Annotated in this window: 21 protein-coding genes; 13 read left to right on the forward strand and 8 right to left on the reverse strand. The window is 72.8% G+C overall.

Features of this window, described 5'->3' with window-relative positions:
* Window positions 1-28: 28 nt before the first annotated feature.
* Together HEP81_RS35995 and HEP81_RS36000 are read right to left on the reverse strand one after the other, a co-directional pair.
* Window positions 29-850, reverse strand: a complete 822-nt coding sequence (locus HEP81_RS35995; RefSeq protein WP_037653894.1) for an SCO2400 family protein — start codon at window positions 848-850, stop codon at window positions 29-31.
* Window positions 851-1,135: 285 nt separating this feature from the next.
* Complete coding sequence (locus tag HEP81_RS36000; RefSeq protein ID WP_037653895.1) at window positions 1,136-2,788, reverse strand: penicillin-binding transpeptidase domain-containing protein; 1,653 nt, start codon at window positions 2,786-2,788, stop codon at window positions 1,136-1,138.
* A 177-nt stretch (window positions 2,789-2,965) separates the two neighbouring features.
* On the opposite strand from HEP81_RS36000, the gene HEP81_RS36005 reads away from it, so the two are divergent.
* On the forward strand, window positions 2,966-5,479 hold the full coding sequence (locus HEP81_RS36005; protein ID WP_051850054.1) for a SpoIIE family protein phosphatase: 2,514 nt from the start codon (window positions 2,966-2,968) through the stop codon (window positions 5,477-5,479).
* Window positions 5,480-5,498: 19 nt separating this feature from the next.
* Here the strand turns inward: HEP81_RS36005 and HEP81_RS36010 are convergent, their stop codons facing one another.
* The 3 genes from HEP81_RS36010 to HEP81_RS36020 all read right to left on the reverse strand — a co-directional run bounded on the left by HEP81_RS36010 (window position 5,499) and on the right by HEP81_RS36020 (window position 7,699).
* Window positions 5,499-6,674 (reverse strand): PP2C family protein-serine/threonine phosphatase, encoded by a 1,176-nt coding sequence (locus HEP81_RS36010; RefSeq protein WP_243279699.1) that lies wholly within the window; start codon window positions 6,672-6,674, stop codon window positions 5,499-5,501.
* Between the two features lie 151 nt (window positions 6,675-6,825).
* On the reverse strand, window positions 6,826-6,981 hold the full coding sequence (locus tag HEP81_RS36015; protein ID WP_086807291.1) for a DUF6131 family protein: 156 nt from the start codon (window positions 6,979-6,981) through the stop codon (window positions 6,826-6,828).
* 148 nt (window positions 6,982-7,129) lie between these two features.
* Window positions 7,130-7,699 (reverse strand): TetR/AcrR family transcriptional regulator, encoded by a 570-nt coding sequence (locus tag HEP81_RS36020; protein ID WP_202518104.1) that lies wholly within the window; start codon window positions 7,697-7,699, stop codon window positions 7,130-7,132.
* Between the two features lie 289 nt (window positions 7,700-7,988).
* Between HEP81_RS36020 and HEP81_RS36025 the strand changes: the two genes are divergently transcribed.
* The 9 genes from HEP81_RS36025 to HEP81_RS36065 all read left to right on the forward strand — a co-directional run bounded on the left by HEP81_RS36025 (window position 7,989) and on the right by HEP81_RS36065 (window position 16,265).
* Complete coding sequence (locus tag HEP81_RS36025; RefSeq protein ID WP_037653898.1) at window positions 7,989-8,561, forward strand: (2Fe-2S)-binding protein; 573 nt, start codon at window positions 7,989-7,991, stop codon at window positions 8,559-8,561.
* A complete protein-coding gene (locus HEP81_RS36030; protein ID WP_037653900.1) occupies window positions 8,558-9,550 on the forward strand; it encodes an FAD binding domain-containing protein in 993 nt (330 codons plus the stop codon). Before HEP81_RS36025 ends, HEP81_RS36030 begins: the two co-directional genes overlap by 4 nt.
* Window positions 9,547-11,682, forward strand: coding sequence for a xanthine dehydrogenase family protein molybdopterin-binding subunit (locus tag HEP81_RS36035; protein ID WP_037653901.1), 2,136 nt, complete (start codon window positions 9,547-9,549; stop codon window positions 11,680-11,682). The genes HEP81_RS36030 and HEP81_RS36035 overlap by 4 nt, the downstream gene beginning before the upstream one ends.
* The gene (locus HEP81_RS36040; protein WP_037653902.1) at window positions 11,675-12,814 is read left to right on the forward strand and encodes an XdhC family protein; all 1,140 of its coding nucleotides are present in this window, start codon (window positions 11,675-11,677) and stop codon (window positions 12,812-12,814) included. Before HEP81_RS36035 ends, HEP81_RS36040 begins: the two co-directional genes overlap by 8 nt.
* A gap of 105 nt (window positions 12,815-12,919) precedes the next feature.
* Entirely contained in the window at window positions 12,920-14,194 is a 1,275-nt protein-coding gene (locus HEP81_RS36045) for an FAD-dependent oxidoreductase (RefSeq protein WP_037654042.1), read from the forward strand.
* 141 nt (window positions 14,195-14,335) lie between these two features.
* Window positions 14,336-15,292: a hypothetical protein gene (locus HEP81_RS36050; RefSeq protein WP_037653903.1), complete on the forward strand. Its 957-nt coding sequence runs from the start codon at window positions 14,336-14,338 to the stop codon at window positions 15,290-15,292.
* A 164-nt stretch (window positions 15,293-15,456) separates the two neighbouring features.
* Window positions 15,457-15,621, forward strand: coding sequence for a 50S ribosomal protein L33 (gene rpmG / locus HEP81_RS36055; protein WP_037653905.1), 165 nt, complete (start codon window positions 15,457-15,459; stop codon window positions 15,619-15,621).
* Window positions 15,622-15,775: 154 nt separating this feature from the next.
* Window positions 15,776-16,033, forward strand: a complete 258-nt coding sequence (locus HEP81_RS36060; protein ID WP_037653906.1) for a DUF6400 family protein — start codon at window positions 15,776-15,778, stop codon at window positions 16,031-16,033.
* The gene (locus HEP81_RS36065) at window positions 16,020-16,265 is read left to right on the forward strand and encodes a hypothetical protein (RefSeq protein ID WP_037653907.1); all 246 of its coding nucleotides are present in this window, start codon (window positions 16,020-16,022) and stop codon (window positions 16,263-16,265) included. Before HEP81_RS36060 ends, HEP81_RS36065 begins: the two co-directional genes overlap by 14 nt.
* 48 nt (window positions 16,266-16,313) lie before the next feature.
* Here HEP81_RS36065 and HEP81_RS36070 read toward each other — a convergent pair whose 3' ends face one another.
* Window positions 16,314-17,120, reverse strand: coding sequence for an SGNH/GDSL hydrolase family protein (locus tag HEP81_RS36070; protein ID WP_078967270.1), 807 nt, complete (start codon window positions 17,118-17,120; stop codon window positions 16,314-16,316).
* A gap of 326 nt (window positions 17,121-17,446) precedes the next feature.
* Between HEP81_RS36070 and rox the strand changes: the two genes are divergently transcribed.
* Window positions 17,447-18,880 (forward strand): rifampin monooxygenase, encoded by a 1,434-nt coding sequence (rox, locus tag HEP81_RS36075; RefSeq protein WP_037653909.1) that lies wholly within the window; start codon window positions 17,447-17,449, stop codon window positions 18,878-18,880.
* Between the two features lie 153 nt (window positions 18,881-19,033).
* Here the strand turns inward: rox and HEP81_RS36080 are convergent, their stop codons facing one another.
* The gene (locus tag HEP81_RS36080) at window positions 19,034-19,963 is read right to left on the reverse strand and encodes an SDR family oxidoreductase (protein ID WP_037653911.1); all 930 of its coding nucleotides are present in this window, start codon (window positions 19,961-19,963) and stop codon (window positions 19,034-19,036) included.
* An 86-nt stretch (window positions 19,964-20,049) separates the two neighbouring features.
* On the opposite strand from HEP81_RS36080, the gene HEP81_RS36085 reads away from it, so the two are divergent.
* Together HEP81_RS36085 and HEP81_RS36090 are read left to right on the forward strand one after the other, a co-directional pair.
* A complete protein-coding gene (locus tag HEP81_RS36085) occupies window positions 20,050-20,637 on the forward strand; it encodes a TetR family transcriptional regulator (RefSeq protein WP_037653912.1) in 588 nt (195 codons plus the stop codon).
* A 103-nt stretch (window positions 20,638-20,740) separates the two neighbouring features.
* Entirely contained in the window at window positions 20,741-21,052 is a 312-nt protein-coding gene (locus HEP81_RS36090) for a hypothetical protein (RefSeq protein ID WP_051850055.1), read from the forward strand.
* Between the two features lie 534 nt (window positions 21,053-21,586).
* Here HEP81_RS36090 and HEP81_RS36095 read toward each other — a convergent pair.
* A complete protein-coding gene (locus HEP81_RS36095) occupies window positions 21,587-22,549 on the reverse strand; it encodes a trypsin-like serine peptidase (RefSeq protein WP_051850056.1) in 963 nt (320 codons plus the stop codon).
* Window positions 22,550-22,617: the final 68 nt, after the last annotated feature.

Here is a 22,617-nt window from a genome sequence, read left to right on the forward strand (position 1 = left end):
TCACGGCTCCGTAAGACCTGGGAGCTGCTCAGCCGATGCAGAGCACCAGCACGCAGAGCTGTTCCGGCGAGGTCGACGCGCGCGCCGGGGGAGTGCTGGAGGTCGTGCCCTGGTCGGAGCCGCCGGTGGTGGGGGCGGGCGCCGGGGTGGACGACGTGGTGGGGGCGGGGCTGGTGGTGTGGCCGGTCGCCGGGGCCGAGGGGGTGGTGGTGTACGCCCGCTGTGTGCCGGCGGGCCGGGGCCGGGTGACCGGGTCGGCGGGGGCGGCGGAGTCCGGTTGGGTGTTCGAGGGCGCCGTGTGGTGGGTCGCGAGGGTCTGCCGGACGGGGCCCGTGCCGCCCGGTGTCCGGGTCGTGGGGGCGGAGTGGTGGGCCGGACGCGTGCCGGTCGTGGCCGACGGGTCGTGGGCCTGATCGGGTGCCTCGTCCTGCGGTGCGGCGCCCGTGCTCCGGTCGTCGGGCAGCGTGGCCGCCTGCGCCCGGTCGGCGGTGTGCCGGTCCATCGAGGCGAGGGTCAGCCCGCCCCCGACGAGGGCCACGGCGGTGGCGACCACGGCCCGGCGCTGGTTCTTCTTCCAGCGGGCCAGCTGCCGCCGCCGCGCCGCCCGGCCCTCCCGCACCACAGGCGCGTCCTCGACGTCGGCGGAGGCGGTGGCGACACCGGCCGGTTCACCCGGGAACGGCTCCGCGGCCGGCTCGAACTCCCACGGGAACGAGGTCACTTCGGGCCCGGCGGTGCCCGCCGGGGATCCGCCGGTGCCGGGTGGGGCGATGTCCGGGGCGTAGGCGCCGCAGCCGGGGCACACCAGCGCGCCGTTGAGGTGCCGTCGGCACTCGGAGCAGTAGTCCATCTGCGTCTTCCGGTCTTCCCTGTTCGACTGCGCCATCGGCCCGCCCGGGCCACGGCCTGGTCACGTTCGTACGAAGGATCGAGCGGTCAGTCACGCTAACGGGGCTTTCGAAAGGCTGTGTGCAGTCGGTGTGGCGCTCCTGGGCAGATTCTCCGGGAGTCGTGCGCCGGTGCCGAAGCCCGGCGCGCACCCGTGCGCCTCATCGGTGTCGGCCGAGACCGGAACGGCCCCCGGTGCGATGGACGTCCATCGCACCGGGGGCCGTTCGCCGGGCCGGGGGGCCGGTCAGTCGGTCGTCAGCAGGCGTCGTACGACATAACCGGCGGAGTCCACGCCGGAGGTGCCGCCCTCGACGAGGGCGGCGACCGCGATGTGCGCGTTGTAGGCGGTCAGCCAGCCGTTGGTGTGGTCGCCCTCCTCGGCGGTGCCCGTCTTGGCGCCGACACCGGGGAGGCCGCTGAGCCGCGGTGCGGCGGTGCCACCGGTGGCGGTCGCGCGCATCATCGACTGGAGATAGCCCGCGGTGCGGGGCGTGATGGGCCGCGGCGCGCTCGTCTGCGGCTGCCCCGGCAGGATGATGGGCTGCCGGAAGCCACCGCCGCGCACGGTGGCCGCCACGGACGCCATGAACAGCGGTGTGGCGGTGACCTTGCCCTGCCCGATGAACTGGGCCGCCTGGTCGCTGCCCTGGGCGTCCACCGGAATACTCGGGTCGGAGGTGGCGACCCCGCCGCCGATGGACCAGCTGCCCATGCCGAAGACGTTCACCGCCTCGTCGTGCAGGGCCGAGGCGTCACCGTCGTGCACGAGGTAGTGGAAACCGTCCTTGATGAAGGAGGTGTTGCACGAGACGGCGAAGGCCTGCGCGAGATTCGATCCCGGATTCGCCTTCACCCCGGGGTCGTTGTGGAACGACTGGCTGTTGGCCGTCAGGGAGTCGGTGCACGGTGCCGGACTCGCCGGGGTCAGGCCCGCCTTGTCGAACAGGGCCGCCGACGTGATGATCTTCATGGTGGAGCCGGGTGACTTGATGCCGTTGATGGCGATGTCCCCGTCCGCGCCCGTGTGCGCGACCGCCAGGATGTGCCCGTTGCTCCAGTCGACGGCCACCGAACCGGCGGGCCTGCCCCCGAGATGCGGGTCCTTCACCGCCTGCTCGGCCGCCGACTGGAGCCGCGCGTCGATCGTCGTCCTGATGAGCGGCGCGCTGCCCTTCTTGAACGTCTTCAGCGTCTTCACACCGGCCCCGTCGGAGTCGACGACGGCCACGCCGGTGCCGGGACGGCCGCCGGTGGCCTCGCCGTGCTGCCGGATCGTCGCCGCGATGTCCCGCAGCGAGTCGAACCCCGTCAGGTCCGTCTTGCCGTCACTGGCCACCACCTTCGCGTCGCTCGAACCCGCGGGCAGCGTGCCCGCGGTCAGCGACTGGTCGTCCCCGAGACCCGGGTACAGCACCGAGTTGTTCCAGTGCACCGCCGTCGCGCCGTTGTCGCTCTTGCGCACGGCCACCGCACTCGGGTAGCTCCAACTGCCGCCCGCCACCTGCGCGGTGACGGTGAAGGTGACCTTCGTCGCCCCCGGGGTCACATTCGACGGACCGGCCGGGAGAACGTTGTCGAACGCCACCTTCACCAGGTGCAGCCCGTCCTTGTACTGCCGCAGGGCCATGGCGGCCGCGTCCGGCTCGTCGGTCTCGGCGGCCGCACCGCCGACGTTCTGCCCGGACCAGTGGTCCAGGAAGGCACGGGCCGACTTCACCGCCTCGGTTCCGGAGGGCGGCGTGGTCGAGGCCGCCGACGGATCGAATCCCGTGTCCTGCGTCCGGTCCCCGGCCGTGCCGCCGGTCAGCCCGTGCAGGAGGTTGTAGGTGCCTATTCCCCCCAGAACGAGCAGCGCGGTGGACGTACCGGCAATGCCGATCTTCACAGCTCTGTTCATGCGCCGGATCGTATGTACGTTCCATGAAGTGACGAGACGACTACGGCGAGATCGTTACCGGAATGTCAATACGGACCGCTCAAAAATCCGGCACGGGGACTCGCCGACCTCGGCAGTGGCACCGTCCCCCGCCATCGGACGATTAAACCGGCCGATACTGGTGTAAAAGTGAGACTGATGGAACCAGCGCGCAAGAGCGACACCGCAGCCACGTCCATGGGGTCGGCGGACCTCTCCGACGCGTCCACGGACGCGGCCGCGGTGATCTCGCAGGACGGTGCGGTGGTGGGCTGGACCCGCGGCGCCGAGGCACTGCTCGGCTACTCCGCGCCGGAGATGGTCGGCGCCTCCGCCGGGCGGCTGCTCGCCGAGCCCGAGGCCCCCGCCCGGGTCGGCGGCATCGCGGAACGCTGCCGCGCCGGAAACGGCTGGAGCGGCATGATCCGGGTGCGGCACCGCGACGGCCGTACGCTCGATGTCCTGCTGCGGGTCTCGGCCGCTTTCCGCATGGACGGCAGGGAGTGCTTCCTGCTGTCGGCGCGCGAGGAGCGCGGGCGGTGGACCATGGCCCAGTCCGTCCTCGACGGATTCCTGGCCCGCTCCCCGGTCGGCATGGCCGTCCTGGACCGCGATCTGCGCTACGTATGGGTGAACGGCACCCTGGAACAGCTCGGCGGGGTACCCCAGGAGGAGCGGCTCGGCCGGCGCCTGAGCGAACTGCTGCCGGGATTGCAGGGCGAGGCCCTGGAAAAGGTGATGCGCAAGGTGCTGGCCACCGGCGTGCCCGTCACCGACTACGAGTACCACGGCTGGAGCTGGGCCGACCCGCACCGCAGACATGCCTACTCGGCGTCGTTCTTCCCCCTGGTGGACACCGACGACACCGTCACCGGCATCTGCTACATGGTCCTGGACGTCACCGAACGCTGGGCCGCCCGCCGGATCCTGTCCATGGTCAACGAGGCCGGCACCAGCATCGGCACCACCCTCGACGTGCTGCGCACGGCCGAGGAGCTGGCCGACTTCGCCGTCCCGCGCTTCGCCGACTTCGTGGTCGTGGACCTGCTCGAACCGGTGCTCGGCAGCGAGACCCATGAGGCGCTGCTCGACGACGCCGGATCAGCGCCCGCCCGGCCCGCGCTGCGCCGCGCCGCCGTGCGCTCGGTGCGCGAGGGCTGCCCCGAGGCCGTCTACCGGGTCGGCGACCGGGTCGGCTTCCTCGGCCCGCCGTACGACGCCAGGACGCTCATCAAGGGCGACCCGCTGTTCATCCCGGTCCTCGACGCGGACCAGGATCCCTGGGCCGCCTCCGAGCCGCGGCGCCCCGACCGCATCCGCGAGTTCGGCATCCACTCCCTGATCTCCGTCCCCATGCGGGCCCGCAACACCGCGCTCGGCCTCGCCACCTTCGCCCGTACGACCAACCCGGCGCCCTTCGGCTCCGACGATGTGCTGCTGGCCCGGGAACTGGTGGCCAGGGCGGCGGTCTGCCTGGACAACGCCCGCCGCTACACCAGGGAGCACACGGCCGCGCTCACCCTCCAGCGCAGCCTGCTGCCCCCGGCCCTGACCGGCGGCACCGCGCTGGACGTGGCCTCCTCCTACCTCCCGGCCGACTCGGCGGGCGGCGTCGGCGGCGACTGGTTCGATGTGATCCCGCTGTCCGGGGCCCGGGTCGGGCTCGTCATCGGCGATGTGGTGGGGCACGGCATCAGCGCGGCGGCGAGCATGGGCCGGCTGCGCACCGCCGTACAGACCCTCGCCGACATGGAGCTGCCCCCGGACGAGCTCCTCGCCCACCTGGACGACCTCGTGCTGCGGCTGGGCGGCGAGGAGTCCTTCTCCGGCGCCGACGCCCGGGGCACGGCCGCCTTCACCGGCGCGACCTGCCTCTACGCGGTGTACGACCCCGTCACCCGGCGGTGCACCATGGCCCGCGCCGGCCACCCGCCGCCCGTCGTCGTGCCCCCGGACGGGCCCGCCTACTTCCCGGAGATCCCCGTGGGACCCCCGCTCGGCCTGGGCGGCATGGCCTTCGAGGCCACCGAGATCGAGCTGGCCGAGCACAGCCTGTTCGGCCTGTTCACCAACGGCCTCATCCAGGCCTGCGGCGATGTCGAGCGCGGTATGGCCCGGTTCGCCGAGGCCCTCGCCCGTCCCGAGCCGGACCTCGAAAAACTGTGCGGCACCGCCGTACGCGACCTGATCCCCGGGCCGCAGCCCGACGACATCGCACTGCTGCTGACCCGCACCCATGCCCTCGGCGCCGACCACGCCGTCTCCTGGGACGTCCCGGACGACCCCGCAGCCGTCGGCGAGATCCGCACCCTGGCCGCCCGCCAGGTCACCGAATGGGGCCTCGGGGAACTGGCCATGACGACGGAACTCCTGGTCAGCGAGCTGGTCACCAACGCGATCCGCTACGCCGCCCCGCCGATCCGGGTACGGCTGCTCCGCGACTCCCGGCTGACCTGCGAGGTCGCCGACGCAAGCAGCACCGCGCCCCGCCTCCGGCACGCCCGCAGCACCGACGAGGGCGGCCGCGGACTGTTCCTCGTCGCCCAGATGTCGCTGCGCTGGGGCGCCCGCTACACCGGCGAGGGCAAGATCATCTGGGCCGAGCAGAAGATCCCCGCCGAGCAGCGGATCTCCGCCGAGTACCGGATCCCCGGCGAGCGGGAGACTCCCTAGGAGACGGATGGCGGCTCGGCTAGGACGTGTGCGGCTTGTCCACGGCGCGGATCCAGTCGTCGGCGACCAGACACCCCGCGAGGGCCGCCGTGTCGTCCTGGAGGTTGTCGCCGCTGTACTCCAGCAGATCGTGGTGCAGTCGCTCCAGCAGTTCGTGCGGGGGCAGCGGGCCGAAGGAGCGCAGACGCTGCGCCAGGGGGTAGAAGGTGCCGGACGCGTCCCTGGTCTCGGTGACGCCGTCCGTGTACAGCAGCAGCTGCTCGCCGGGCTCGAAGGGGTAGCTGTCGACGTGGTGCGGGTCCGGCAGCAGCACACCGAGGTTCAGCGGGGGGCCCGAGCACCCGTTGTCCAGCTCCAGCACATCGTCGGCGCGGATCAGCAGCGGCGGCGGATGACCGCAGTTGACGACCCGGATGACCCGCCCGTCGGCCGGGATCTCGGCGAAGATCGCGGTCACGAACCGCTCGCCGATCTCGCTGCCGCCCAGGTGCTCGGCCCGGCGCGTCATGCTGCGCTCCATGCGCAGGGCCAGGGCGGCGAGATCGGGCTCGTCGTGCGCGGCCTCGCGGAACGCGCCGAGCAGCGCCGCGGCCGTCTCCACCGCGAGCAGTCCCTTGCCGCGCACATCGCCGATGAGCAACCGTACCCCGAACGCGGTGGGCACGGCCTCGTAGAGGTCGCCGCCGATGCGCGCCTCCGCGGCGGCGGACAGATAGAGGCTCTCCAGGCGCAGATTGCCGATCCGCTGCGGCAGCGGCCGCAGCAGCACGCGCTGCGCGATCTCGGCCACGAACCGTACGTCGGCCAGGGTGCGTTCACGGCGGATGCGGTGCGCCGCGAGGATCGTGCCGAGCGCGCCCACCAGGGCCGTGCACACGTAGTCGGCGACGTAGTGGCGGTCCCACAGATAGCCGACCGGGCGACCCGCGCAGCACGGCGTGCCGGCCAGGACCGCCTCCATGACGACCGCGAAGACCGTGGCGCCCGCGACGGCGTACGGCCCGTGCGCGAACGCGGCCACCAGCGGCAGGGCGACCAGCAGAAAGCTCACGGGCCAGTCGACGGGCGTGATCGGTTCGAGGATCAGTACGGCCGCGACGTAGAACACCGGGAGCCAGCGCATCCAGCCCGGGGGCGCCGGCGCTCCGGTGCGCGTGGCGGCACCGACAACCGGCTGGCGGCGTGGACTTCGCACACGGGACTCCTGTCACACGGGCTGGACAAGGATCCAGCCTGGTGCGCGGGTCCGCGCCGCACCGGTCATTGCTCCACTCAGCGGCATGTTCCGTTCCCCGGGGACCGGCGGACCGGTCCGGGGGAGCGGGTCGGCCGGCCGGGGGAACGGTTCACCAGTAGTGCCGGCGGCCGGCGACCGCGTGTCCCATCGATCCGAGGATCCACAGCACCGCGCCGACCACCAGAAGGATGATCCCGATGGTCCACAGAATGGATATCCCGGTGAGGAATCCGACGATGAGCAAGATGATGCCGAGGGCGATCATGGCCCGCCTCCTGTCGACGAACGTTCCTGGTAGCCGGGTGCCCCGAAGTACGCCGAGTCATCACCCGGGCCGCGAAATTCTCACCGGGTACGTCCGGCGGGGCCATTGCGGGCGCCTCCGGCGTGACCGCTCCCGCTCGGGCCGCGGCTCAGCCCTCGGGCGCGCCCCGGCGCAGGCCGTCCATCACCAGGTCCAGGAGCCGGGTGGCGCGGGGCCGCCAGTCCTCGCGGGGGTCGAGCTGCCACAGGCCGGCGATGGCCAGCAGGAAGTCGTCCGCGGTGACGCCGGGCCGGATGGTGCCGGCCTCCTCGTTGGCCCGCAGCAGGAGCGCGGCCGCGTCGGTCACCGGGGTGTGCGCGGGCTTGGCCGGGCCGCCCGGCGCGCCGGTGACCTGCCGGATCGCGTCGGCCAGACCGGCCTTGGTCATGGCGAACTCGGAGAGCCGGTCCATCCAGGCGCGCAGGGCCTGCGCGGGCGGCCGGGTGTCCAGCAACTGGGCGGCGCTGTCCGCGACATGCCCCATCTCATGGCGGTAGATCTCCAGGACCAGCGCCTCGCGGTTGGGGAAGTTGCGGTAGAACGTCGCCTGCCCGACACCCGCCTTTCGGGCGATGGCGCTCAGCGGGACGTCCGGGCAGCACGACAGCTCGGCGAGGGCCACCTCCAGGATGCGCTCGCGGTTGCGCTGCGCGTCCGAGCGCCGTGGTGAGTCCTTCATGTGTGGCACTCGTCCTCCCCGAGGGTCGTGGCCGAACCTCGCCCTTGCTAAGCGGACAAGTGTCCGTTACGTTTCTGAAGTAACGGACACTTGTCCGGTTGACTCCACGATAGCCGCGGAACAGCCACCGCGGCAGCCATCAGGTTGCCGCACCCCCCTCACGGCGATCCGCATCGGCCCCGGCGCGGCGGTCCCTACCGCCTCCGCACATCATCGCTCCGCATACCGACGGCTCGACATAAAACGGCTCCGCACACCCTGTGTTTCTGGAAACGCGAAAGAAGCTGCCATGGCCTCCCCGACGTCCAGTGTCATCACCCTGCACATCAACGGCGAGAAGTTCACACTGCCCGTCGACCACCGCACCACCCTGCTCGACGCACTGCGTGAACGACTCACCCTGACCGGCACCAAGAAAGGCTGTGATCAAGGGCAATGCGGGGCCTGCACCGTCCTGTTGGACGGACGCAGGACGGTCGCCTGTCTGCAACTGGCCGTGGCGGCCGAGGGGCGGGAGATCACCACGATCGAAGGCGTCGCCGAGGGGGACCGGCTGCATCCCGTGCAGCAGGCGTTCCTCGAACTCGACGGCTACCAGTGCGGCTACTGCACCCCGGGGCAGATCTGTTCGGCGATCGGGGTGCTCAGGGAACACGCGGAGGGAGTGCCGAGCGCCGTCACCGACGACATCCGGCCGGAGGCGGGACCGCCCCCGCTGACACCTGAGGAGATCCGGGAGCGCATGAGCGGCAATCTGTGCCGGTGCGGTGCCTACGTCGCCATCGTCGAGGCCGTCGCCAGGGCGGCGGCGGACGGCGACCGCACGGCTGCCGTGACCGAGTCCGAGGAGGCCGTGGCATGAGGGAGTTCGACTACCGGCGGGCCGGCGATGTCGCGGGCGCCGTCGCCCTGCTCGGCGCCGACCCGGACACCCGCTACCTCGGCGGCGGCACCAACCTCGTGGACCTGATGAAGACCGGCGTAGAACGCCCCACCCGGCTGATCGACATCCGTGAACTCCCGCTGGACCGGGTCGAGTCGACGCGGGACGGCGGTCTGCGCATCGGCGCCACCGTCACCAACGCCGACCTCGCCGCCCACCCCGAGGTCCGCCGCCGCTATCCGGCGCTGGCCCAGGCTGTGCTGGCCGGTGCCTCCGGACAGCTGCGCAACATGGCCACCGTCGGCGGGAATCTGCTCCAGCGCACCCGCTGCGGCTACTTCACGGATGTCACCCAGCCCTGCAACAAGCGGATCCCGGGCAGCGGTTGCCCCGCCGTCGAGGGCGAGCATCACAATCACGCGATCCTCGGCGCCTCCGAGCACTGCGTGGCCGTACACCCCTCGGACATGGCCGTCCCGCTCACCGCCTTCGACGCCGTCGTCCACTACGAAACCGCTGACGGGCCGGGCGAGTTGCCGCTCACCGAGTTCTATCTTCCGGTCGGCGGGACCCCGCATCTGGAGACCGCCCTGCCGGCCGGCGCGCTGATCACCGCTGTCGTCCTGCCGCCCGCGCCGGTCGCCGCCCGCTCCCGCTACCGCAAGGTGCGCGAGCGCGCCTCGTACGCGTTCGCCATCGGCTCCCTCGCGGCCGCGCTCGACATCGGGGACGGCGTCGTGCGCGAGGCGCGCCTCGCCCTCGGCGCGGTCGCCTCCCGGCCCTGGCGGGCCCGGGCCGCCGAAGAGGTGCTGACCGGGGCACCGGCCGTACCCGAGACCTACGCCGCCGCGGCCGAGGCCGAACTGGCCGCCGCCCGGCCGCTGCCGCACAACGGATACAAGGTGGCACTGATGCGCAACCTCGTCGTGGCCGTGCTCACCGAACTCGCCGAGGAGGCCGCCCGATGACCACCGTCACCGCCACCGAGACGGCCACCCGAGCGCCGTCCGTCGGCACCGCCCGCACCCGCGTGGAGGGCGTGGAGAAGGTCACCGGCGCCGCCCGGTACGCGGGCGAGATCCCGTTCACCGACCTCGCCCACGGCTGGCTGGCCCTCTCCACGGTCGCCCGCGGCCGGATCAGCGCTCTCGGCACCGACGCGGTGCTCGCCATGCCCGGTGTCCTCGCGGTCCTCGACCACCGCAACGCGCTGCGCCTGAACACCGACTTCCCCAGTCTGCTGGGCATGCGGCCCGACCCGACCTGCGCCGTCTTCCAGCACGACCAGGTGCCGCACGTGGGCTGGCCGGTGGCGCTCGTCGTGGCCGAGACCTCCGAACAGGCCAGGGAAGCCGCCGAGTCGCTCGTGGTGCACTACGAACCGGAGCCGCACACGACCGACTTCACCGCGGAGACCCCCGACGCCTACGCGCTGGACGGCGTCATGCCGGCGCTGACGGAGAAGGGCGACATCGAGGCCGAACTCGCCGCCTCCGCCGTGGTGTTGGATGCCGAGTACACCACTCCCGAAGAGCACCACAACCCGATGGAGCCGCATGCGGCCACCGCCGTGTGGGACGAGGACCGCCTCGAAGTGGTCGACTCCAACCAGGGTGCCACCTGGGTCGGGGGCGACCTCGCCAACTTCTTCTCGCTCGACCCGGCCGCCGTACGGGTGCGCTCCGAACACGTCGGCGGCGGCTTCGGCAGCAAGGGCGTGCGCGCCCACCAGGTGGCCGCCGCGATGGCCGCGCGCGTGCTGGGGCGGCCGGTGCGCGTGGTCATGACCCGCCGGCAGATGTTCACCCTGGCCGGCCACCGCAGCCCCACCGTCCAGCGGATCAGGCTCGGCGCGGACGCGGAGGGACGGCTGCGCGCCCTGGAGCACCGCGCCCTCAGCCACACCTCCACCGTCCACGAGTTCGTGGAGCCCAGCGCCGGGGTGGCGCGGGTGATGTACGACGCGGACGCCCACCGCACCGAGAACCGCGTGGTACGGCTCGATGTGCCGAGCCCGACCTTCATGCGCGCCCCGGGCGAGGCACCGGGCTCGTTCGCGCTGGAGTCCGCGCTGGACGAACTCGCCGTCGCCTGCGGGCTCGACCCGATCGAACTCCGGCTGCGCAACGACGCCGAGCGGGGGCCGGTCTCGGGCCTGCCGTTCGCCGGCCGACGGCTGGCCGACTGCTTCCGGGAGGGCGCCCGCAGGTTCGGCTGGGCCGACCGCGACCCGCGCCCCGGCACCCGCCGCGACGGCCGCTGGCTGCTGGGCACCGGCACCGCGGCGGCCTCCTTCCAGGCGGGCGCGGCACCCTCCACGGCGACCGCCACCGCCCATCCGGACGGCACCTTCACCGTCCGGATCGCCGCCGCCGACATCGGCACCGGAGCCCGTACGGCCCTCACCCTGGTCGCCGCGGACGCGCTCGGCGTGGCACCCGAGCGGGTCCGGGTCCGTATCGGCGACAGCGCCTTCGGACCGGCGATGATCGCCGGCGGCTCCATGGGCACCCGCTCCTGGTCCTGGGCGGTCACGATCGCGGCCGAGGAGCTGCGCGAGCGGCTCGCCCTCGGCGCCGACATCCCGGCCGAGGGCATCACCGTCCGCTCCGACACCACCGCGGCCATCGGCGCGCTCGCCGCCGCCGAACGGCATTCCTTCGGCGCCCAGTTCGCCGAGGTGGCGGTGGACGTCGGCACCGGCGAGGTGCGGGTGCGCCGGATGCTCGGGATCTTCGCGGCGGGCCGGATCATCAACCCGCTCACCGCGCGCAGCCAGTTCCTCGGCGGCATGACCTGGGGCATCTCCATGGCCCTGCACGAGGAGGCGCTGCGCGACCGCGCCTCGGGCGGCCTCGTCGGCGCCGACCTCGCCGGGTATCACGTCGCGACCCACGCCGACGTGCCGCGCATCGAAGCCGACTGGATCGAGGACCCGGACCCGGACGACCCGGTCGGCATCAAGGGCATCGGCGAGATCGGCATCGTGGGCGCCGCGGCCGCGATCGCCAACGCCGTCTGGCACGCGACCGGCGCCCGCCACCGCGATCTGCCGATCAGTCCGGACCGTGTCCTGACGGCGGGGGCGCCGGATGCTTGATCTGGCGGCCGAGCTGACCCGATGGCTGGCCGAGGGGCGGGAGTTCGCGGTCGCCACGGTGGTGGCGGTCGGCGGCAGCGCCCCGCGCGATCCCGGCGCCGCCCTCGCCGTCGACCGCGCGGGCACCGTCATCGGCTCGGTCTCCGGCGGCTGCGTCGAGGGCGCGGTCTACGACCTGTGCCAGGAGGCGCTGGAGAGCGGCCGGAGCGTCGTCGAGCGGTTCGGGTACAGCGACGAGGACGCCTTCGCCGTGGGCCTGACCTGCGGCGGGGTGATCGACGTCCTGGTCACTCCGGTGGGCGCGCAGGCGCCCGCCCGGCCCGTCCTCGCCGCGGCCCTGGCGCTGGCCGCCGGGGGCGAGCCGGCGGCCCTCGCCCGGGTCGCCCGCGGTCCCGACGACCTGCTGGGCCGGACCCTCCTTGTCCGGCCCGACGGCGCCCATGAGGGCACGCTCGGCGGCCACCCGGACCTCGACCGCACGGCGGTGGCCGAGGCGAGCGCCCTGCTGGAGGCGGGGCGTACCGCCACGGTGGAGATCTCCGCGGACGGCTCCCACTGCCCCGGCGGCCTCACCCTGCTGGTCGAGTCCGACGTGCCGCCCCCGCGCATGATCATCTTCGGCGCGGTGGACTTCGCCTCGGCGCTGGCGCGGGCCGGCAAGTTCCTCGGCCACCATGTGACCGTCTGCGACGCCCGCCCCGTCTTCGCCACCCCGGCCCGCTTCCCCGACGCCGACGAGGTGGTGGTCGACTGGCCGCACCGCTATCTGCGGCGCACCGCGACCGACGCGCGGACCGTGCTGTGCGTGCTCACCCACGACGCGAAGTTCGACGTACCGCTGCTCAAGGTGGCCCTCGGCATGCCGCTGGCGTTCATCGGCGCGATGGGCTCCCGGCGCACCCACGAGGACCGGGCGCGCCGGCTGCGCGCGGAGGGCGTGAGCGAACGCCAGCTGGCCCGGCTGCGCTCGCCGATCGGCCTCGACCTGGGCGCCCGTACGCCCGAGGAGACCGCCCTGTCCATCGCCGCGGAGATCGTCGCCGCCCGGCGGGGCGGCACCGGGGCCCCGCTGACCGGCGGCCGGGCGCCGATCCACCGGGACCGGCCGCCCGCCGTGGCGGCGGGCGTATGAGACGGGGACGGTGGGTAGAGTAGGACCAGGATATTCATTGCTCGATGAATTACTGCTCCGGTGAAGGGCAGGACCGCGATGGACACGGTGGACACGGGTGACTCCGTGGAGCGGACCGCGTGCTGTGTGGTGGGCGGCGGCCCGGCGGGCATGGTGCTCGCCCTGCTGCTCGCCCGCTCCGGCGTCGAGGTGACGGTGCTGGAGAAACACGGCGACTTTTTGCGCGACTTCCGCGGCGACACCGTCCACCCCTCCACTCTGGCGCTGCTGGACGAACTGGGCCTGGCCGAGCGGTTCGCCCGGCTGCCGCAGCGCCGGGTGCGCACCGTACGTCTGCCGGTCGACCCCGGCCGTCCGCAGGTCACCGTCGCCGACCTGGCGGTGCTGCGTGGCCCGTACAACTACGTGGCGATGGTGCCCCAGTGGGACCTCCTCGACCTGCTCGCCGACGAGGCCCGCCGCGAACCCTCCTTCCGTTTGCGGATGAACACGGAGGTCACCGGCTTCCTGACCGAGGCGGGGCGGGTGACCGGGGTGCGCTACCGCACCACCGACGGCCGCACCGGCGAACTGCGCGCCCCGCTCACCGTCGCCTGCGACGGCCGGGGCTCGCTCGCGCGCGCCCGGCGTGAGCTGGGCCCGCGCTCCTTCGACTGTCCGATGGACGCCTGGTGGTTCCGGCTGCCGCGCCGCACGGGCGATCCGAGCGGGCTGGTCGGCGGCGCGGGCGACCGCTTCCTCACCGCGATGATCGACCGCGGCGAGTACTGGCAGTGTGCCGCGCTCATCCCCAAGGGCGCCGACGCCGGCCGCCGCGCCGCCGGACTCGGCCGGTTCCGGGCCCAGTTCACCGCCGCCGTGCCCTGGCTCGCCGACCGCACCGACGCCCTGCGCTCCTGGGACGAGGTCAAGCTCCTCGACGTACGCCTGGACCGGCTGCGCCGCTGGTACCGCCCCGGACTGCTGTGCATCGGCGACGCGGCCCACGCCATGTCCCCGGTCTTCGGCATCGGCATCAACCTGGCGGTCCAGGACGCCGTGGCCGCCGCCCGACATCTCGCCGGACCGCTGCGCCGGGGCGCCGTGAGCGAGCGCGAACTGCGCGGGGTGCAGCGCCGGCGCCGGCCCACGACGGTCGCGACCCAGACACTCCAGCGGCTGGCCCACGCCCGTCTCATCCGCCCCGTGCTGGAGGGCCGGCCGCCGCTCGGCAACGCGGACCGGGCCCGGCGCATCGCCCATCTGCTGGCCGGATCACGGCGGTTGCGCAGGCTGCCCGCCTACTTCATCGCGTACGGCGCCCTGCGTGAGCGGCCACCCGCTGCGGCGGTCCGCAAGGCCGCCCCGGCCGGTGGAGCGGGTCCGGGCGAGGCGTCGTAGCGGCGGAGAGATCTACTGACGGGGTGTCGTCCGGACAGGAAATTCCCAGTGAATGGACAGGTAACCGCGGGTAAGCGGGGTAATCCATAACGATCTTGGCGCAGACCTTGTGCAAGGGACGAACGCCCCTAGCCTCCCCCCATGGCTTTTCTTTCAAGTCGCCGCAGGAGAACCCGTCTGGCTCCCGAGCTGGACGACCAGGAGCTGGGCAGACTTCTCAAGTCCCTACGGGCGACGACCCGGACGGGGACGATCGCGACGACCGACCTGTGCGCGGCGCAGATCACCCGCCTGCTCGACCAGGACCCGGGTGACTGGGACCGCCGCACGCACCGCATCGACGTCCTGGCGGACTTCCTGACGGCGTCACACCTGCCGCGCTCCTGGGCCGCGCGCGAGCCGCGCAGCGCCGACGCGCTGGTGCTGCACGCCTGGACCATGGTCGCCGACGCCCGCGCCCAGGGCCGCCCGGAGGGTGCCTCCGAGGCCACCGACCTCTGTCTGCGGGCCGCCGAGATCGCCCCCGACGACCCCACCCCCTGGGTCGCCCTGCTGGCGGTGGCCCGCCTCCAACGCTGGGCGCAGCCCCAGGCGTTCGGCGTGTGGAACGAGGTGCTCGCCCGCGACCGCTGGAACCGCGAGGCCTACCTCGGCATGCTCGGCTACCTCAGCCCCGAGGAGGGCGGCTCGCGCATCCAGGTCCTGGAGTTCGTGGACACCCTGTGCGCCCGTATGCCGGCGAACGCCCCCTGCGCGGGAATCGAACTCACCGCCCAGGTCCTCCAGTACCACTCCGTCCTCGGCCGCGGCGGGTTCGAGGCCCTGGTGGCCCGCAACCACTGGTCCCACGCCATGGCCGCCCAGGCCCTCGACCGGGTGGCCCACACCTGGCCCCAGCCGGGTTTCCTCCGCCATGCCAGGGCGCTCGCCGACCTCAACCTGCTCGCCTACGCCCTGATGGCCGCCGACCGCCGCCGCGACGCCGCGCCCGTCTTCGAGGCCCTGGGCGGCATCGTCACCTCCTGGCCCTGGGCCCTCGGCGGCGAGGCCCTCGCCGAGTACGACCAGGCGCAGCGCAGGGCCACCGTGGGTCTGTGACGACGGGGTGCGGGGGCCTGTGACGACGGGGCGCGGGGCCTGCCGGTGAGGGCCTGCCGGGGCCGGAATATCCGGGGCCGGGGTCCCGTTGACATGCCCTGATTGGCATGCCCGGAACAGAGCCCGAGAAGGGCGAGGGCGAGCGCCGGGCGGAAAGGTATCCCATGGCACGCAGCACCGCGCGTCCCGTCGTCAGGCTGAGGTCGACGGCCGGGACCGGCGTCACCTACGTGACGCGAAAGAACCGTCTCAACGACCCCGACCGCCTCGTGCTGCGCAAGTACGACCCGGTCGCCGGGGAGCACGTCGCGTTCCGCGAGGAGCGCTGAGTCTCCGGGGGCGACCCCGGGATTCCCGATGACCGACCGGCCCAGGTTCCGCGTGTGGCGGCACCGGGCCGGTCGTCGTCACGGCCACCGAACCGCTGTGACGTCCCCCATACGCCCTTGTCCTGACGGTGAAGGGCTACCTAAGTTCGTATGTATGTCCGCTTATGACCCCACCCCGTCCGCCCAGCCGGTCGAGTTCTCCGTCGACCTCACCGCCCATGAGATGCTCCGGCGCGCCCATGTCATGGACGCCGTCGGCCCCACGTGGGACCCCGTCAAGGCGCTGCGGGACGAGGACGCGGCCCAGGATCTGCTCTACTCCGACCTCGACGAGGAGCAGCAGCGCATCTACGACCAGCTGGTCGCCGCCGGTGTGCTGCCCGAGCGCGGAGACGGCCGTGCTACCGCTTGATCCGCAGGCGGACATCGGCCGCCGCGCCTGGGTGACCTGCCCGAACTGCTCCGACCACCAGGGCTGCGCCACCTGCGAGGAACGCCGCAGATGCACACGGCACTGGCGCTATCTGCTGTCGAACACCGGCAGCATGCTCCACCTCCAGTGCCCGACCTGCACCTATGTCTGGGACCACGAGACGGGCTTCGGCGCGAGCGGCCGACGGAACCGGGCCTCGGACGGCCGCTGACCGCTGCCGTCCGTGCGTCCCGCGCCGTCCGGGCCGGGTCGCCCGGTCTCAGGCCGCGCGGGTGAACAGGGGCAGATAGCCGAGGGACTGCCCGGAGGCGTTCGGGTGGTACGACTCGGTGAGGTCCAGCACCTCGACGCTGCGCAGCCATGGCCCCGCGGAACAGATCTCGTGCCCGTTGAACGCGGTCCGGGCGTCCGCGAACGCGAACCCGTGACCGGTGGCATGCTGGGCGATCACGCCGTCGAGGTGGTCGATGGCCGCGTTGAGCGCCGCCCGCTCCGTGTCCTCGAGCCCTCGCGCGCAGGTGCCGTGGAGCTGGTAGAAGTGCGGATAGCCGAGCACCACGACGCGGGCGCGGGGCGCCTTGCCCCTGATCCCCGAGTAGAGGCGGTCCAGGTTCGCGGGCAGCGTCTTGTCGACGTAGGCGCGCGCGGTGTCGATGGCGTTGAGACACGCCTTGGTGCCGGGCAGCGCGCAGATCCCCATCACCTTGGCCCAGCTCGCGTCACTGCCGCCGGCGGTGACGCTGACCAGGTTGGTACGGCCGCTCAGCGCCCCGAGCTGTTTGTTCAGCACGTCCCCGGTCTTGGCGCCGTTGCAGGCGGCGAAGGCGAAGGACGAGGCGTGCGTCGAGGCCCACAGCGCGGGGTACGCCCGACTGCTGCGCAGACAGCTCGCGCCCTCGGGGAGGTAGTCGCCGGCGCCGACACCGGCCGAGTAGGAGTCCCCGAGAGCCACGTAGTCCAGGGCCGCGCGGTTCGGCGCCGCCGGTGCGCTGGCGGGACCGGCGAGGGTGCAGGCGCCCGCGAGGGACACGGCGGCGGCCCAGGACTGGATGCGGAACGGTCTCATGCCCCGTTTATCGCGGACCCGCGACACCCCCGCCTCGTCACGGTCCGCGACCTTGACAATCCGCTGCGTCAGTGCGCCCGGGGCCGGGTCTCGGAGTGGACGGCATCGTGCGGGATGCCGGTCGGATCACCGCCGCCCCGGCGTTCACCCGAAAGGACGTCACCCGCACGGCCGAACGGAAACAGAAAAGGCAAGGAGTACGTACTCCTTGCCACTCTCAACTTATAGCGGGTGGGGGGCCTTGCGGCAAGGCCCCTGCCATGGCGCACAATCTCCGCTCTGGACGGCGAACCGCAGGTGGACGCCTGCTGTGGGTGAGGACTTTCATGATCGACGTGATGATCGCGGGCGGCGGACCGACCGGTCTGATGCTGGCCGCCGAGCTACGGCTGCACGGCGTGCGCACCGTCGTGCTGGAGAAGGACACGGAGCCCACCCGGATCGTCCGGGCGCTCGGGCTGCACGCGCGCAGCATCGAGGTGCTGGACCAGCGCGGCCTGCTGGAACGCTTCCTCGCCGAGGGCAAGAAGTACCCGCTCGGCGGCTTCTTCGCGGGCATCCGCAAGCCGTCGCCGACGGGCCTGGACACCGCGCACCCGTACGTCCTCGGCATTCCGCAGCCCGTCACCGACCGCCTGCTGGCCGAGCATGCCACGGAGCTGGGCGCCGAGATCCGCCGCGGCGGTGAGGTGGTCGGGCTGAGCCAGGACGAGGACGGCGTGACCGTGGAACTGGCCGACGGGACCCGGCTGCGCTCGCGCTACCTCGTCGGCTGCGACGGCGGCCGCAGTACGGTGCGCAAGCTGCTCGGCGTCGCCTTCCCCGGCGAGTCCTCCCGGGTCGACACGCTGCTCGGCGAGGCCCGGGTGACCGCCTCGCCCGAGGAGGTGGAGGCCGTGGTGACCGAGGTCCGCAAGACCCAGCTGCGGTTCGGCCTCGGCCCTCTCGACGACGGGGTGTACCGCTTCGTCGTACCCGCCGACGGCGTGGCCGAGGACCGCACGGCCCCACCGACCCTGGACGAGGTACGACAGCGACTGCGGGCGATCGCCGGCACCGACTTCGGCATCCACGCGCCGCGCTGGCTGTCTCGCTTCGGCGACGGCACCCGGCAGGCCGAGCGCTACCGGGTCGGCCGCGTTCTGCTGGCCGGCGACGCCGCCCATGTCCACCCGCCGATGGGCGGACAGGGGCTCAACCTCGGCGTCCAGGACGCGTTCAACCTCGGCTGGAAACTGGCCGCCGAGATCGATGGCTGGGCACCCCAGGGGCTGCTCGACACCTACGAGCGCGAACGCCACCCCGTCGCCGCCGACGTGCTCGACAACACCCGGGCCCAGATGGAACTGGTCTCCCTCGAACCGGGGGCCCGGGCGGTACGCCGACTGCTCTCGGAACTCATGGACTTCGAGGAGGTGAACCGGCATCTGACCGAGAAGATCATCGCGACCGGGATCCGCTACGACCTCGGCACCGGCCATGAACTCCTCGGCCGCCGCCTCCCGGACATGCCTCTGAAGCAGGGGCGCCTCTACGAGCTGCTGCACCGGGGCCGCGGCCTGCTCCTCGACCGTACCGGCAGCCTCTCCGTGACCGGCTGGGCCGACCGGATCGACCACGTCGTCGACGGCAGCGACCAACTGGACGCCCCCGCCGTACTTCTGCGACCCGACGGCCATGTGGCCTGGGCGGGCGAGGACCCGTCCGACCTCGCCGAACGACTGCCCAAGTGGTTCGGCGCACCCGGGGCGCCCCGCTAGGGGCCACCGGCCCGGCCGGCACGTGTGCCGGCCGGGGGAGCGGGCTCGGCCCCGGATTCCCGCCTCGCAAAGGAATCCCACGAGGCGAGCCGCCGGGACGCGCACGCCCGGACGCGCGCTCGACCGCGCGCGCCCGGGGGCCGTCCCCCGATGTCAGACGGTGCTGTCCTCGGTGGCCCGGAAGTAGTGGCCCTCCTCCAGGTCGGCGAGGAGGCTCGGCCCGGTCGGGTCCCAGTCGAGCAGGGCACGGGTGGCGGCGTTCGACGCGGGCGCGTCGAGGCCGACGAAGCCGCTCATCCAGCCGAAGTGCCCGGCCAGATCCTCGGCACCCACCGACACCGTCGGCAGCTTCAGCTGACGCCCGATCACCTCGGCGATCTCACGCAGCGGCACACCCTCCTCGGCGGCCCCGTGCAGCACTGTGCCGGCCGGGGCCTTCTCGACCGCGAGCCGGAACAGCCGCGCCGCGTCCAGCCGATGGACGGCCGGCCAGCGGTTGGCGCCCTCCGCGGGGTAGCCGGAGACGCCCTTCTCCCGCGCGATGCCGATCAGGGAGGTCATGAAGCCGTTGTCCCCGTCGCCATGGCAGGTGGGGGAGAGCCGCACCACGGACGACCGCACCCCGCGCTCCGCAGATGCGAGGACGGCCTGCGCGGTGACGGCACGGATCAGGATCGGCGAGTCGCCCTCGATCACCGGCATGTCCTGCTCCGTCGCCACCCGCCCCGGCTTGAGCCCGGCCAGTCCGGAGGCGAGCACGAACGGGCGGTCGCTGCCGACGAGCGCCTCGGTGAGTACGTCGACGGCCCTGCGGTCGGCCTCCGCGGCGCTCTGGAAGCCGCCGGAGAAGGCCACGTCGTGCTTGAAGGCGAGGTGAATCACGCCGTCCGAGTCGGCGGCCGCGGCGCGCAGGACGTCCAGGTCGTCCAGGCTGCCCCGGACGACCTCGGCGCCGGCCGCGGCCAGCGCCTCGGCGGAGGCGTCCGAACGGGCCAGGCCGACGACCTGATGACCCGCTCCGATGAGTTCCGGAACGACGGCCGAACCGATCCAGCCGGACGCCCCGGTCACGAAAACACGCATGAGAGATCCCCAGACACTTTGATGTCAGTTACTGACATCGACGCTAGCACTGATGTCAGTCGCTGTCATCGCGTAGGATGCGAGCCATGGGTAGATGGGAGCCGAACACGCGCGAGCGCCTCGCCAAGGCGGCGTTGGACCTGTACGGCGAGCGCGGGTTCGAGCAGACCACCGTGGCGGAGATCGCCAAGAGCGCGGGACTCACCGAGCGCACGTTCTTCCGGCACTACGCCGACAAGCGCGAGGTGCTGTTCTCCGGCGCCATCGAACTGGAACAGCTGTTCACGCGGGCGGTCGCCGGTGCCCCACCGTCCGCCGCGCCGATCGACGCGATGGCGGCGGGCCTGGACGCGATCTGCGCGGTGTTCGAGGAGCGGCGCGACTTCGCCCGCAAACGCCAGGCCGTGATCTCGGCGACCGCGGAACTCCGTGAACGCGAACTGATCAAACTCGCCTCCCTGGCCGCCGCCCTCACCGACACCCTCCGTGCCCGCGGCGTCCCGCCCTCGGTCGCCGGCCTCACCGCCGAGACCGGTGTCGCCGTCTTCAAGGTGGCCTTCGAGCGCTGGATCGTCGCCGACGAGACCCGCCCGCTGGCCCGGCTGGCGCGGGAATCGCTCGACGAACTCAAGGCCGTGGCCCTGGGTGGAAACGCTCCGATGAGTGAGGTGTGACGGGTGGGGTAGACGCCTCCACCGGACGGTCGAGCCACAAAGTCGGGCAATCCGCTACATGGTGCCCGGGGCTCGTCACCGGCCGTAGTGGAAGGAGACGAACATGATCAAGCTGGCACGGCACGCGGGTACGGTCGGAGCTTCGGCGGCACTGGTCGGTGGGGCCCTGCTCGCCACCGCCGGGACCGCGGCGGCGGCCCCGCAGAGCACCGCGCACCTCCCCGCCCGCACCACCGCGAGCCAGACCGGCAGCCCCAGCTGCTCCGCTCACCGTGGCGGGCACCGGCTCGACCCCTGGATCGAGGGGCAGCTGGCGCGGTTCGACCCCGCGGCCAAGCGCCGGCTGGCCGTGTTCGACCCCTGGGTGAAGGACCAGCTGGCCCAGTACGTGCCCGCCTTCTGCGGCCAGGGCTGACGCAAGCCCCCTGCCCGTCCGCCCCATCGGCGCCCTCAGCCCGCGAACTCCATGGCCGGACATATCGGTGACGGTCTCTCCAACAGTCGTCCGTCCCGGCCGCGCAGCCAGTGGTCTAAGCACGTCGCCCCATGCGCCTCGGTCGTGCGGATCGCCGTAGCCGGAGCGATCGTGCCGAGGCCGCCGGTCAGGACGGACGCCGGTAGCCCCAACGGCGGGAGCAGGGCCTCCGCGCCGGTGGACGAGGCGTGTTCCGAGCCGCGCAGGGTGAGTTGACGCGTCCGGCCCGGGGTGTGGGCCCGGAACGCCCGCCGGCCGGTCCGGTCCCGTCCGCGAGGGCGGCGGCGAGCGGTGCGAGGGTGGTCATCGGTCATGTCCCAAGGGTGACGGACCGCCACGATCCGCACATCGGGGACGAACCCCGGTCTTTTTGCTCGGGGTATCCGTAGGGGATGGCCCCCGGACTCCCTTGGGCCCCCGGGGTCTCCGGCGCCCCGGACTTCCTGTCAGCCCGGGCCCCCGGCCTCCCCGGTGTCACCCCCGCACGCCCCCCGCCTCCGCCGGCGGAGCCCCGGTGGTGGCGGCGTCGTACAGCGCGCGGGTCGCGGAGCCGAAGTACGCGCTGTACGAGACCTGTGCGGTGTTGCCGCCTGTGTGGTAGCCGCCGATCACGCCGATGACCGCCCATCCGTCAAGCTGGGGCACGAGCATGGGACCGCCGCTCGTGCCGCCGACGAAGGCGTCACAGGCGATACGCGGGAACGTCCCCGGATCGGCCGGATCGTCGCTCACCCACCTCGTGGTCCGGCTCCAGCACTCCAGCGGTTTCTCCGCGCCCGCCGGGTAGCCGATCATCCGTACCGGCGCGTGGTGGTAGCCCGTCCCGGTGAGCAGCCGGACCCCGCCGACCGCGTCCTGCAAGGGTGTGCCGTCCTGGTTGGGTTCCGTCACCGCGAAGCCGAAATCGTAGGCGGCGCCCGCGTGTTCGCCCAGGTCGTAGTACTGCTGCGGTACGTAGACGCCGCCTGCTCCGACCGGGAAGACTCCGTAGGGCTTGACCCCGTCGTGGTACTGGGGGACGAAGGCCAGCCGGCGTTGCGGGGCGGTGCCGGAATAGCCCTTCAGACAGTGGCCCGCGCTGAGCACCAGGTCGCGCCGGGGGCCCCGGACGACGGAGCCGCTACAGGTACGGCCGGTGCCCTGGGCGTCGGTCCAGAAGAAGGTGCCGGCCTGCGGGATGCCGTCGAAGCTCCGGCTGGGCGGAATGTACTCGCCCGGCCGGGGACCGTCCACCGCGGGGGAGAGGGCCGGGCCCGTCTCGGAACCCTTCGCCGCGTCGGCGGGCAGGGCGGCCGTCATACGGGCCGCCGTCCAGTAGGAGTCGAGCTGGGCGGCGACCGGATTCGGCCCGGTCGGCTCACCCGCCGTCGCATCCGTCGAACCCGGCGGAGTCGGCGAAGCCGAGGCCGCCGCGGCCGGGCCGCCCGACAGCAGCACGGCGACCGCACAGACGGCGAGGTGACGTAAGCCAGGGATCCTACGCACCATCAGTTCCCTCCGGAGCA

This window comes from Streptomyces griseofuscus (assembly GCF_014673495.1).
GTDB classification, from domain to species: Bacteria; Actinomycetota; Actinomycetes; order Streptomycetales; family Streptomycetaceae; genus Streptomyces; species Streptomyces murinus.